Genomic DNA, 12,601 nt, shown 5'->3' with positions numbered 1-12,601 from the left:
CGCGACCGACGCCTCAGGCGTGCACGAAGTCGGTGCGACGCTCGTGCAGCGCCGCGACGAAGCGCTCGAGCTCGCCCGCGCCCGGGGCCCACAGCCCGCCGAACCCCGCACCGACGACGGCGAACGGCAGCTCGATCGTGCGGTCGCCGTCGACGACCGTCACGACGAGACCGTCGGTCGCACGCCCGAGCCGCGAGACGTGCCCGACGCGCACGTCGACGACGCCGTCCCAGGGGGTGCGGCCGAGGCGCACCGGGTGCTCGGCCGAGCCGCTCCACACCTCGAAGCCGGAGTCGTCGGCGAGCAGCGTGAGGCCGATGGGCACGTACTGCGCCTCGACACGGAGCGAGCGCACCGCACGCCGGAGGCCGTGGGCGTGCATCGCGCGCAGCACGACCGCCCCCGGCCGGGCCGCGGCGAGCGCGACGGCACGCTGGCCCCCGCGCGTCGACCAGATCATGAGCCCCGCGAAGAGCACGAGCGCCGAGCCCGTGACGATCGCCGCGAGCAGCAGGAAGTCGACGGTCGCGCGGGTGTCGACGCCCCCGCGGAAGGCCGCGAGCGCCGACAGCACGAGGGCTACGACGTAGGCGAGGAACAGCGGCGTCGGCGCAGCGGCGCCCGTGTCATCGGTCAGACGCGGACGCGCGGAGTCGACGGTGTTCCGCAGCATGCCTTGAAGCGTATGAGCCGCCGGAAACCGGCGGGAGCCCCTTGACAGGGGGCGACCCGGAAGGGGGTCAGCTCAGTCGGCGGGCTGCGAGGTGGGCTGCGAGGCGGGCTCGTCGGCTGCCGCGTCGTCGCCATCGGGGTGCCCGGGCGCCGCGGGCGCGGGCTGCGCGCCGATCGCGATCGCCCGCTTGCCCGCCGGGATGACGGCCGCGATCGCGACGACGACGAACGTCAGGATGCCCGCCCCGATGAGCACCCACTCGACAGGCACGACGTCGGCGAGCGGACCGAACACGATCATGCCGAACGGCATCGCCGTCGCCATGACGACGCCCACGAATCCGAACACGCGGCCCTGGTACTCGGGCTCGACGCGCTCCTGCAGGAGCGTCGTGGCGGGCGTCGAGAAGAACGGCACCGCGAGTCCCACGAGCAGCATGAAGCCGAAGAACACCCACATGTTCGTCGAGAGGCCGAGCGCGAGCGTGAGCGCACCGAACACGAGCGACGACACGAGCACCGTGACGACCTTGTTCTTCAGGCCGCCCCACACCGCGACGAGCACGCCGCCGAGCAGCATGCCGACGCTGAAGGACAGCTCGTTGACGGTCAGCATCCACACCTCCTCGCCGAAGCTGCGCACGACCATGAGCGGCGTGAGCATCGAGGGGGCGACGGTCAGCACGAAGACGATCCCGAAGAGCACGAGCAGCCAGCGCACGAAGGCGTGCGTGAAGGTATAGCGCACGCCCTTCGCGAGGTCGGTGAAGTAGCCCGTGTCGATCGAGGTGCGCACGGTCGGCACCGAGATGAACAGCAGCAGGCCGATGCCGATGATCGCCGTCACGACGTCGACCCAGAAGATCGCGATGATCGACATCGACGCGTAGATGCCGGCGGCCGCGGCGGGCGCGATGAGCATCATGCCCGACTGGATCGACTGGAACACGCCGTTGACCCGCAGCAGCTTGTCGGTCGGCACGAGCTGCGGGATGAGCGCCATGACGGCGGGCGACTGGATGCCGGCGCCCGTCGAGCGGATCGCGAGCGTCAGGTAGATGAGCCACAGCTCCTGGTAGCCGCTCATCATGAACACCGCGAGCACGACCGTCGTGACGGCGATCGACGCGTCGGCGGCGATGATGAGCGTCTTGCGGTTGAGCCGGTCGGCCCACACGCCGCCGAAGATCGAGACGATCGCCTGGGGCAGCATCCCGAACACGGCCGACGCCATGAGCACGACGCCCGACTTCGTCTCGAGCGTGAGGTGCCACATGATGGCGTACTGCACGAGCATCGAGCCGAACATCGACACCGTCTGCCCGGACAGGAAGATGGCCGTGTCACGGCGCCAACCGACGCGCACGTTCGTCTGCTCCGTACTCACCGGTCGATCCTCGCACCGGCCGCCGACGCCGTCCTCCCCCTCAGGGATGAGGTCGACGCGTCACTCCCACTCGATGGTGCCCGGGGGCTTCGACGTGACGTCGAGCACGACCCGGTTGACCCCGGCGACCTCGTTCGTGATGCGGTTCGAGACGCGCGCGAGGAAGTCGTAGGGCAGGCGCGTCCAGTCGGCCGTCATGGCGTCCTCGCTCGAGACGGGGCGCAGCACGATGGGGTGACCGTAGGTGCGGCCGTCGCCCTGCACGCCCACCGAGCGCACATCCGCGAGCAGCACGACGGGGCACTGCCAGATCTCGGCGTCGAGGCCCGCGGCCGTCAGCTCGCTGCGCACGATGAGGTCGGCCGCGCGCAGCGTGTCGAGACGCTCCTCGGTGACCTCGCCCACGATCCGGATGCCGAGGCCCGGCCCCGGGAAGGGGTGGCGCGAGACGATCGCCTCGGGGAGCCCCAGCTCGCGGCCGATCGCGCGCACCTCGTCCTTGAAGAGGGTGCGCAGCGGCTCGACGAGCTCGAACTGCAGATCCTCCGGCAGGCCGCCGACGTTGTGGTGCGACTTGATGTTCGCGGTGCCGGTGCCGCCGCCCGACTCCACGACATCCGGGTAGAGCGTGCCCTGCACGAGGAAGCGGATGGGGTCGCCCTCGGCTGCGAACTCCGCCACGAGCTCGGCCTGCGCCTGCTCGAAGGTGCGGATGAACTCGCGCCCGATGATCTTGCGCTTCTGCTCCGGGTCGGAGACCCCCGCGAGCGCCGTCAGGAAGCGCTCGCGCGCATCCACCGTCACGAGCCGCACGCCCGTCGACGCGACGTAGTCCTGCTCGACCTGCTCGCGCTCGCCCGCACGCAGCAGGCCGTGGTCGACGAAGACGCACACGAGCTGGTCGCCGACCGCCTCGTGCACGAGCGCCGCCGCGACCGCCGAGTCGACGCCGCCCGAGAGGGCGCACAGCACGCGGCCGCCGCCCACCTGGGCGCGGATGCGCTCCACCTGCTCGGCGATGACGTTGCCCGAGTTCCAGTCGGCGGGGATGCCCGCGGCGCGGTGCAGGAAGTTCTCGAGCACCCGCTGCCCGAACTGCGAGTGCTTCACCTCGGGGTGCCACTGCACGCCGTAGAGCTTGCGGTCGTCGTTCGCGAACGCCGCGACGGGGGTCGACTCGGATGCCGCGAGCACGTCGAAGCCCTCGGGCGCCTTCACGACGGAGTCGCCGTGGCTCATCCAGGCGGTCTGCTCGATGGGCTGCTCCGCGAGGAGCGTGCCGCCGTCCGAGCCCGCGACGAGACGCACCTCGGTCGAGCCGTACTCGCGCGCGCCCGTCTTCGCGACCTCGCCGCCGAGCTGCCGCGCCATGACCTGGAAGCCGTAGCAGATACCGAGGGTCGGCACCCCGAGCTCGAGGATGCCCTCGTCGAGGTCGGGCGAGCCCTCCTCGTAGACGCTCGACGGTCCCCCCGAGAGCACGATGCCCACGGGGTTCTTCGCGGCGAGCTCCTCGGCCGAGATCGTGTGCGGCACGATCTCGCTGTAGACGCCGGCCTCGCGCACGCGGCGGGCGATGAGCTGGGCGTACTGCGCGCCGAAGTCGACGACGAGCACGGGGCGCTGAGCGGTCTCGCTCACGCGCTCACCTCCTCCGCGGCGGGAGCCGCATCCGTCCGGTCCATGGTGTTCCGGATGCGCTCCTCGATGAAGCGCGGCACCTGGAACTCGAAGTAGTAGCTGAGGAACGGCACGACGCCGCCGAGCGCGATGAAGAGGAAGCGCTTGAAGCTGTAGCGCGCGAGGCGCCACATGACGAAGTCGCAGCCGAGGTAGAGCACGTAGAGCCAGCCGTGCACCGTGAGGATGCCGATCGACAGGTTGATCGCGGTGATCTGGTCCTTCGGGGTGAGGTTCAGGAAGCCGAAGGGGCCGCCCAGCTCGATGTCGACCCCGAAGCCGTACCGCAGCACCATCATGACGACGAGCAGCAGCAGGAAGGTGCCGGTGATGGCGGCCGAGACCCGGTAGACCTTGAGGGCCGTGCGGAGCCGGGGCACGTCGGAGGGGCGGGGGCCAGCGGGCATGCCCCTAGCTTAGGCCGCTCGTCGGTGGGCAAACGCTGCAGCGTTCGGCGGCGGGCGGCAGTGATCCCTGCCGCGCCTGGGCAAGCGCTACAGCGTTTGACGACCGCTACTCCGCCGCGACCTCGGCCTCCCATACGTCGCGCACGAGGCGGTACCAGAGGAACACGGCGAAGCCGGCGAACACGACCCACTCGATCGCGTAGAAGACGTTGAGCCAGTTGAGGCTCGTGTCGCGCTCGGGCGGGGGCTGGTGGATGGCGTCGAGGCCCGGGGTCGGCTCGGCCATCACGACGAAGCCCGCGTACACGGGACCGGGCTCCTCCCACAGGTTGAGCAGCTCGCCGATCGAGAGCACGCGGCGCTCGCCGTCCTCGACGTCGTTGAGCTCGGGCGACTCGGTGGGCAGGTAGCGGCCCGCGACCTCGAGGCGCTCGGGCACCGCGCGTTCGGCGGCTTCGGCGGAATCCGCGTCGGGGGCCCAGCCGAGGCCCACCGCGAGCGAGGCGCCGTCGTCGGTGCGCACGTGGGCGACGAGCCAGAAGCCCAGCTCGCCGTCGTTCTCGCGCGGGCCGATGACCGAGAAGTCGCCCGCGACGACCTCGCCGGATGCCGTGACGCGCTGGCCGATCGACGGATCGGTCATGCGCTGCTGCGGCGTCGCGACCGTCTCGAGCGCCACGGGCGTCTCGGTGTCGTACTCGGGCACCGAGACGTTCTGCACGCTGCGCTCGAGCTGCCACTGCCCGAGGGCCGCGAACGCCGCGGCGATCGCGAGCGACAGCAGCAGGGCGCCGATCCACTTCGGCCGACGGGCGACGGCCATGAACTGGGCGAACGTCGGGCGCGGGGGGCGCGCATCCGGGTCGACGGGGGCGGCGGTCACCCCCTCACTCTGCCAGGTCGCGGCTGAGGGCCCGGTCAACGCGGATCAGTACTCGGGGTCGATCTCTCGCGCGCGCCGGACCTCCTCGGCGGTGAGCGCGTCGGACTGGCTGCGGGCCTGCTCGGCACGCCGCGCCTCCCGTTCGAGCGCCGACTCGACATCGGGCGCCGTGTCCTCGAGCACCTCGGGCTCCGGCTCGCGCTCGGCCGCGGCGACGGGCGCGGAGGCCTCGTTCGCGGCGACCTCCTCCGCGGCGGGCTCCCCCGCCATCGCCGCCTCCGCGAGCGCGATCGCCCGCTCCCGCTCGAGGTCGAGCTCGTGCGGCGTGCCGGATGCCTTCTGCTTGCGGCGGAACAGGGCGCCGATGCGCTCCGAGTTGACGGCGAACACGGGGCCGATGAGCGCCATCACGAGCACGTAGAGGCCCGCGAACGGCGTGAGACGCGCATCCAGTCCGCCCGCCGCGGCGAGCGTCGCGAGGATGAGCGCGAACTCGCCACGGTTCACGAGGATGACGGCCGCGTTGAGCCCCGCCTGCGGACCGAAGCCGTTGAGCCACGCCACGAACTGGCCCGCCGCGATGTTGAGCACGATCGTCATGACGATCGCGAGAGCCACCGGCACCAGCACCTCGCCGAACGTCGACGGGTCGAGCGCGAGACCGAAGTTGAGGAAGAAGAACGCGCCGAACACGTCGCGCAGCGGCGTCGCGAACGCCTCGATCCGGGCGCGGAAGCGGGTCGCGCCGAGGGCGAGCCCGATGAGGAACGCGCCGATCGCATCCGTCACACCCAGCAGCTCGCCGATGCCGCCGAACGCGACCGCGAGGGCGAAGATCAGGATCGTGAAGAGCTCGTCGTCTTTCGTCTGCACGAGCCTCGACACGACCCGCCCGCCCCAGCGCGCGACCGAGAACATGACGACGAGGAACAGGAACGCGATCGCGAGTTTGAGCACGACCGCCCAGAAATCGGTCTCGCCCGAGATGACGACCGAGACGATCGCGAGGTAGATCGCGATGAAGATGTCCTCGACGACGGTCACGCCGAGGATCATGGGCGTCTCGGCGTTCGCGAGGCGGCGCAGCTCGATCAGCAGCTTCGTCACGATCGCGCTCGACGACGTGGCCGTCATGCCCGCGATCACGAGCGCCTCGCGCGTGCCCCAGCCCACCATGAAGCCGAACGCGAACCCGACGCCCATGTTGATGAGCACGTAGCTGCCGCCCGACAGCAGCAGCTTGCCCGCGTTGCCGAAGAACTCGTCCTGGTCGAACTCGAGCCCGAGGTTGAACAGCAGGAAGAGCAGACCGAAGACCGCGATCAGCTCGACGTAGCCCGACTCGATGTGCAGGGGGAAGAGGTGGAAGTGGGGGCTCGCGAGGAGGCCGACGAGCATGTAGATCGGAATCGACGGCAGACCGACGAGCTTCCCGACCCGCCCCAGCACATACGCGATGAGGAACAGGACGCCGATGACGATGAGCTCTTCGCCGAGGTGCCCTTCCATGGCTCAGCCTCCCGGCGGAGCGTCGGACGCACGCGGGCGGAACTCGCCGGTCCGGTAGAACTGGAACGCCTTCGCGACCTTCTCGGGCGCACCCGCGACGACGAGGGTGTCGCCCGGGAACACGCGGAAGTCGGAGTCCGGGCCCGGGTTCGCGGAGTCCCCGCGCACGACGGCGACGACGGTGACGCCCGGGAGCCCGCGCTCGGTCATGTTGCCGAGGGGCTGGCCGGCGATGTGGTGGTCGTAGTCGACGTGGAACCAGTCGATCGACAGGCCGGGGATCTGGTCGAGGCCGCTGAGCGACTCGGTGATGCGCGTGCCGCCGAGCAGCTCGGCGAGCGTGTGCGCCTCGTCCTCGTCGAGACGGAGCGAGACCTTGCGGGCGTCGGCGCCGTCCTCGGCGTCGGCGAAGGAGATCAGATCGGACGCACCGGAGCGGTGCGTGATCACGCCCACCTTGCCGCCGTCATCGGTGACGAAGGTGTGCAGCACCCCCACTCCGGGGAGTTTGACCCGTCGGACGTCGACCATCGCAACTCCTCACGCTCGTTCGGGATTGCAGTCCACCCTAGCGGGGAGGCCCGGCGCTCGACCGGACCGCGGCATCCGAGCTGTCAGCTCGGGTGTCAGCTCTGCAGGTAGGGCGCGACGACGACCTCGACGCGCTGGAACTCCTTGAGGTCGGAGTAGCCCGTCGTCGCCATCGAGCGGCGCAGGGCGCCGATGAGGTTGACCTGGCCATCGGGGTGGGCCGACGGTCCGAAGAGCACCTGCTCGAGCGGGGCGATCGTGCCGACCTCGACGCGGTTGCCGCGCGGCAGCTCCGGGTGGTGCGCCTCGGCGCCCCAGTGGAATCCGCCGCCAGGCGCCTCCTCGGCGCGCGCGAGTGTCGAGCCGAGCATGACGGCGTCGGCGCCCATCGACACGGCCTTGACGATGTCGCCGCTCGTGCCGAGACCGCCGTCGGCGATGACGTGCACGTAGCGCCCGCCCGACTCGTCGAGGTAGTCGCGGCGCGCGCCCGCGACATCCGCGACCGCCGTCGCCATGGGAGCGTGGATGCCGAGGCTCGTGCGCGTCGTGCTCGCGGCGCCGCCGCCGAAGCCGACGAGCACGCCCGCGGCGCCCGTGCGCATGAGGTGCAGCGCGGCCGTGTAGGTCGCGGCGCCGCCGACGATGACGGGCACGTCGAGCTCGTAGATGAACTTCTTGAGGTTGAGCGGCTCGACCGACTTGCTGACGTGCTCGGCGCTCACGGTCGTGCCGCGGATGACGAAGAGGTCGACGCCCGCGTCGACGACCGTCTTGTAGTGCTCCTGCGTGCGCTGGGGGCTCAGGGCGCCCGCGACGGGCACGCCCGCGGCGCGGATCTCGGCGAGGCGCGCCTTGATGAGCTCGGGCTTGACCGGCTCGGCGTACAGCTCCTGCATGCGGGCCGTCGCACCCTCGGTGGGCAGCTCGCGGATCTCGGCGAGCACGGGCTCGGGGTTCTCGTAACGCGTCCACACGCCCTCGAGGTCGAGCACGCCGAGGCCGCCGAGCTCGCCGATCGCGATCGCCGTCGCAGGGCTCACGACGGAGTCCATGGGGGCCGCGAGCACGGGGATGTCGAAGGTGAACGCGTCGATCGTCCAGCTGACGCTCACGTCCTTCGGGTCGCGCGTGCGGCGGCTCGGCACGATCGCGATGTCGTCGAAGGCGTACGCGCGGCGGGCGCGCTTGGCCCGTCCGATCTCGATGTCGCTCACCGCTCCACCCTACCCGCGCGTGTGTGATCATGGCGCGGCTGGAGCCGCGACCACACGGCGGGAGAAACGCCTCCCGCCGTGTGGTCGTTTCCCCCGCCGCCGCATCCGCTCACGCCGTGAAGCGGCGCTGCCGCGGCACCCCTGCGGACGCCAGGATGCGCGCGAGCGCCCCCGGGTCGCGCACATCCGCCCACGTGATCCGCACCACCGTCCACCCGAGCGCACGCAATCGCGCCTCCCGCCCCCTCTCCCGTCGGAGCTTCTCCAACGGGTCACCATGGTTGAACCGCGCGTCGGCGTACTTGACGAAACCGTCGAATTCGCCGAGCACACGCACCTCGAGCCAGCCGAAGTCCGCGAACATCGATCCCTCCGCGTCGCGCAGTTCGAGCTGCGTCGTCGGCGCCTCGAACCCGAGCTCGTGGATCACGCCGCGCGCGTATGACTCGCCACCGGAGCCGGAATCCGGTACGGCGAGTTCCGTCGCCCGCCACACCTGCCGGATACCCGGCCGCTTGCCGATGTCCCCCATGAGGTCCCGGATGGCGGCGATCGACGTGCGGGCGGGATTGCGTGCTGAGATCCCCCAGTCGACCGCCGCGAGCGCTTCCGGCAGCGGGCGACCGCAGGCCACATCGATGACGGTGCGGGGCAGATCGGTGACGACGAGGCCCGCGTGACCGATCGCGGAGGCGTGCTCGGCGGATGCGGTGAGCCGTCGCACGCCCGGCTCCGATCGGCCGCCGCCGCAATATTCGCAGAGCACCTCGACATCCACCCCGTAGGGATCGAACAGCGGGACGTCCCAGACCGCCGCTGCGGACACGCCCGCGACGACGAACTCCTCGCGCGCATCGTGGGCGGCGGCGTAGACCCGGGCGAGGTGCTGCTGCCGGGCGTCCGCGGCATCCCACCGCTCCTTGATGACGTAGGCGCCCCGGCGCACGCGGTGCAGGTAGCCCGCCGCGAACAGCTTGCGCAGCCGTCGCGGGTCGTCGCCGGCGCGTGCCACCTCGTCGGCGTAGAGGATGTCGAACTGGGGGTCGAAGGGTCGCGTCATGGCGTTCACGGTGGTCGAACGCAGAGGCGGCCGAGCAGGCGCGGCGCAGGATCGGGGATGGACCGGCTACGGCCCCGCAGTGGAGGAGCGGCGGGAGATACGACCGCGCGGCGGGAGGCGTTTCCCCCTCCCTCGGGTCACGGCTCCAGCCGCGCCACGATCACCCGGTCAGCGGGAGTAGTTGGGGGCCTCCACGACCATCTGGATGTCGTGGGGGTGCGACTCCTTGAGGCCCGCCGGGGTGATGCGCACGAACTTGCCGCGCTGCTTCAGGTCGGCGATGGTGCGGGCGCCGACGTAGAACATCGACTGACGGAGGCCGCCCACGAGCTGGTACACGACGGCGCCGAGCGAACCGCGGTAGGCCACGCGACCCTCGATGCCCTCGGGGATGAGCTGCGCATCCGACGGCACATCCGCCTGGAAGTAGCGGTCGCGCGAGTACGACGTCTTCTTGCCGCGGTCGGACATCGCGCCGAGCGAGCCCATGCCGCGGTAGTTCTTGAACTGCTTGCCGCCGACGTAGACGAGCTCGCCGGGCGACTCGTCCGTGCCCGCGAGCAGCGAGCCGAGCATGACCGTGTCGGCACCGGCCACGAGCGCCTTCGCGATGTCGCCCGAGTACTGCAGGCCGCCGTCGGCGATCACCGGGATGCCGTGCTCGCGCGCCGCGAGCGACGCCTCGTAGACGGCGGTCACCTGGGGCACGCCGACGCCCGCGACGACGCGCGTCGTGCAGATCGAGCCCGGTCCCACGCCGACCTTGACGGCATCCGCGCCCGCGTCGACGAGCGCCTGGGCGCCCGCACGCGTCGCGACGTTGCCGCCGATGACGTCGATGTGCGCGAACGCCGGGTCGGACTTGAGGCGCTTGATGATGTCGATGACGCCGGCGGAGTCGCCGTTCGCGGTGTCGACGACGATGACGTCGACGCCCGCGTCGCGCAGCGCGCCCGCGCGGTCCCACGCGTCGCCGAAGAAGCCGATCGCGGCGCCGACCCGCAGGCGGCCCTCGTCGTCCTTCGTGGCGTTCGGGTACTTCTCGGTCTTCTCGAAGTCCTTGACGGTGATGAGGCCGCGCAGGCGACCGTGCTCGTCGACGAGCGGGAGCTTCTCGATCTTGTGCTGCGCGAAGATCGCGACCGCCTCATCCGGGTCGATGCCCTCGCGGGCGGTGACGAGCGGGGCCTTCGTCATGACGTCGCGCACGAGAGTGGTCGTCGCCTCGAACGGCGAGACGAAGCGCATGTCGCGGTTCGTGATGATGCCGACGAGCGTGCCGTCGCCCTCGACGACGGGCAGACCCGAGACGCGGAACTTCCCGCACAGCGCGTCGACCTCGGCGACCGTCGCGTCGGGGGTCGTCGTGACCGGGTTCGTGATCATGCCCGACTCGGAGCGCTTGACCTTGTCGACGTGCGTCGCCTGGTCGTCGATCGAGAGGTTGCGGTGCAGGATGCCGATGCCGCCCTGACGCGCCATGGCGATCGCCATGCGCGACTCGGTGACGGTGTCCATCGCGCTGGAGACGAGCGGCGCGGACACGCGGATGCGGCGCGTGAGCTGCGAGGACGTGTCCGCCTCGCTCGGGATGACGTCGGTATGCGCGGGGAGCAGCATGACGTCGTCGTAGGTGAGTCCGACGAATCCGAACGGATCGGGCTGGTCCATGGTGTCCTCTGAGGTCGCGTTGAGGTGGGCCCGGCTGCATCGTCGAAGACCGGTAGTACATCTTAACGGCACGAGGCCGAACTCATTCCGGATGCCGACACGCCCCCGGTTGGACGGATGCCCATGACACGCACATACTGTTCCCACCGCAGTGTGCGTTCGAAACACGAAGGCAACATTCCGGAAGTAGCGTCAAGGTCGACGGAGCCGCTGGGTCTGTCGTTCCCGAGGTCTTGGAGGTTCCGTGGCTCACGGTCGAACAGCGCCGATCCCACGCCTGCATCGCAGGGTCGTCGCCGCGCTCGCGTTCCTCGCCGCAGCGGCGGCGGGCGTCGGGATCCTGGCGGGTCCCGCATCCGGGGCCTCCGCGGCATCCTTCGAGGACTTCCCCTACTCGATCAAGGGCAATGTGCGGGCTGCCGGCGAGCCGGTCGCCGACGCGACCGTGCGGGTCACGGGCGAGGACGAGGAGGGCGCCGAGTTCGAGGGCGAGGCGACCACGGATGAGAACGGCGCCTGGTCGGTCGGCGTGCCCACCAAGGAGGGCACCTGGACGGTCGAGCTCGTCGAGTCGAGCATCCCCTCGGGCGTCGAGGTGCCCGACGGCTTCGAGTTCACGCAAGAGGTCACGTTCGGCGCGACGAGCTCCGTCACCCGCAACTTCACCCTCGGGGCGGCCGAACGGCAGCTCGTCGGCTTCTGGGACCAGTTCCTCTCGCGCGCCGTGAACGGCCTCAACTTCGGCCTCATGCTCGCCCTCGCGGCGATCGGCCTCTCGCTCGTGTTCGGCACGACGGGCCTCTCGAACTTCGCGCACGGCGAGATGGTGACGTTCGGCGCGCTCATGGCCCTGCTCTTCACGACCGGGTTCTCGCTGTCGATCTGGATCGCGATCCCGCTCGCCGTGCTGGCATCCGCCGCCCTCGGCCTCGCGATGGACAGCGGATTGTGGCGCCCGTTGCGCCGCAAGGGCCTCGGCACCGTGCAGCTCATGATCGTCTCGATCGGCCTCTCGCTCGCGCTGCGCTACGTGTACCAGATGTTCGTCGGCGGCCGCACGCAGCAGCTGCCGGGCGCCGTCACGCAGGTGATCCCGGGCCTCGGCCCGATCCGCCTCACGGTCACCGACGTCATCAGCATGGCGGTCTCGCTCATCGTGATCGTGATCTTCGCGTGGTGGCTCATGCGCACCCGCATCGGCCGTGCGACGCGCGCGGTCTCCGACAACCCCTCGCTCGCCGCAGCGAGCGGCATCGACGTCGACGGCGTCGTGCGCGTCGTCTGGGTCGTCGCCGCGGCGCTCGCGGGCCTCTCGGGCGTGCTGTGGGCCTACTTCCGCCCCGGCATCAAGTGGGACATGGGAACCAGCATCCTGCTGCTCATCTTCGCGTCGGTCACCCTCGGCGGCCTCGGCACCGCGTTCGGCGCCCTCATCGGCTCGATCATCGTGGGCCTCCTCGTCGAGCTGTCGACGCTCTGGATCCCCTCCGACCTCAAGTACGTGGGCGCGCTCGTCGTGCTGATCGTCATCCTGCTGTTCCGTCCCCAGGGCATCCTCGGGCGCCGAGAGAGAATCGGGTAGTC

At 70.7% G+C, this 12,601-nt stretch carries 11 protein-coding genes; 1 reads left to right on the top strand and 10 read right to left on the bottom strand.

What is annotated here, in order from left to right; translation table 11 throughout:
• Positions 1–13: 13 nt before the first annotated feature.
• The 10 genes from H4J02_RS02110 to guaB form a co-directional block, all read right to left on the bottom strand.
• Positions 14–673, bottom strand: a complete 660-nt coding sequence (locus tag H4J02_RS02110) for a hypothetical protein (protein ID WP_187675483.1) — start codon at positions 671–673, stop codon at positions 14–16.
• A 72-nt stretch (positions 674–745) separates the two neighbouring features.
• The gene (locus H4J02_RS02105) at positions 746–2,059 is read right to left on the bottom strand and encodes an MFS transporter (RefSeq protein WP_262406179.1); all 1,314 of its coding nucleotides are present in this window, start codon (positions 2,057–2,059) and stop codon (positions 746–748) included.
• A gap of 60 nt (positions 2,060–2,119) precedes the next feature.
• Positions 2,120–3,700 (bottom strand): glutamine-hydrolyzing GMP synthase, encoded by a 1,581-nt coding sequence (gene guaA / locus H4J02_RS02100; RefSeq protein ID WP_187675482.1) that lies wholly within the window; start codon positions 3,698–3,700, stop codon positions 2,120–2,122.
• The gene (locus H4J02_RS02095; protein ID WP_187675481.1) at positions 3,697–4,146 is read right to left on the bottom strand and encodes a DUF3817 domain-containing protein; all 450 of its coding nucleotides are present in this window, start codon (positions 4,144–4,146) and stop codon (positions 3,697–3,699) included. The genes guaA and H4J02_RS02095 overlap by 4 nt, the downstream gene beginning before the upstream one ends.
• Positions 4,147–4,252: 106 nt before the next feature.
• The gene (locus tag H4J02_RS02090) at positions 4,253–5,029 is read right to left on the bottom strand and encodes an SURF1 family protein (RefSeq protein ID WP_262406178.1); all 777 of its coding nucleotides are present in this window, start codon (positions 5,027–5,029) and stop codon (positions 4,253–4,255) included.
• A gap of 45 nt (positions 5,030–5,074) precedes the next feature.
• Positions 5,075–6,538, bottom strand: coding sequence for a cation:proton antiporter (locus H4J02_RS02085; RefSeq protein ID WP_187675480.1), 1,464 nt, complete (start codon positions 6,536–6,538; stop codon positions 5,075–5,077).
• Between the two features lie 3 nt (positions 6,539–6,541).
• A complete protein-coding gene (locus H4J02_RS02080) occupies positions 6,542–7,069 on the bottom strand; it encodes a cation:proton antiporter regulatory subunit (protein ID WP_187675479.1) in 528 nt (175 codons plus the stop codon).
• Between the two features lie 95 nt (positions 7,070–7,164).
• Positions 7,165–8,286 (bottom strand): GuaB3 family IMP dehydrogenase-related protein, encoded by a 1,122-nt coding sequence (locus tag H4J02_RS02075; protein ID WP_187675478.1) that lies wholly within the window; start codon positions 8,284–8,286, stop codon positions 7,165–7,167.
• A gap of 109 nt (positions 8,287–8,395) precedes the next feature.
• A complete protein-coding gene (locus H4J02_RS02070; protein WP_187675477.1) occupies positions 8,396–9,346 on the bottom strand; it encodes a type IV toxin-antitoxin system AbiEi family antitoxin domain-containing protein in 951 nt (316 codons plus the stop codon).
• A 168-nt stretch (positions 9,347–9,514) separates the two neighbouring features.
• Positions 9,515–11,017 (bottom strand): IMP dehydrogenase, encoded by a 1,503-nt coding sequence (gene guaB / locus H4J02_RS02065; protein WP_187675476.1) that lies wholly within the window; start codon positions 11,015–11,017, stop codon positions 9,515–9,517.
• A 244-nt stretch (positions 11,018–11,261) separates the two neighbouring features.
• Here guaB and H4J02_RS02060 point away from each other — a divergent pair, with 244 nt between their 5' ends.
• Positions 11,262–12,599, top strand: coding sequence for an ABC transporter permease subunit (locus tag H4J02_RS02060; protein WP_397420145.1), 1,338 nt, complete (start codon positions 11,262–11,264; stop codon positions 12,597–12,599).
• Positions 12,600–12,601 lie beyond the last annotated feature (2 nt).

This window comes from Protaetiibacter sp. SSC-01, assembly GCF_014483895.1.
Classification (GTDB): domain Bacteria; phylum Actinomycetota; class Actinomycetes; order Actinomycetales; family Microbacteriaceae; genus Homoserinibacter.
The sequence above is the reverse complement of the archived record's forward strand: the minus strand, read 5'-3'. Positions and strand labels throughout refer to the sequence as shown.